Annotated in this window: 1 pseudogene; it reads right to left on the reverse strand. The window is 65.0% G+C overall.

Annotated elements, in window-relative coordinates:
* Positions 1–280 (reverse strand): annotated as a pseudogene (locus IAE34_RS24895) (T6SS effector BTH_I2691 family protein); the annotation flags it as partial.

Here is a 280-nt window from a genome sequence, read left to right on the forward strand (position 1 = left end):
CACCTCGGCGATCTCGCGCTGGTTGAAGACGAACGCGCGCAGTGCCAGGTTGCCGTGGGTGATATCGTCGGCGCGCCACCATTGCGCAAGTAACGCAGCGCCCGCGGGCACACCTTCGAGGCCGACCACGCACAGCCCCGTCTGGTGCGCGAAGCACACGCCGTTGGTGAGATCGTTCTCGTCGTAGTGGGCCAGTGCGTTCAACAGCTCGCAAGAGGTCAACCAGGCAAGGTGATCTGCCGCTCTGGACTCGGCCAGACGTTGGGCTTCGAGGCTCTGC

The sequence above is a fragment of the Pseudomonas sp. S30 genome (genome assembly GCF_016518545.1).
GTDB lineage: Bacteria > Pseudomonadota > Gammaproteobacteria > Pseudomonadales > Pseudomonadaceae > Aquipseudomonas.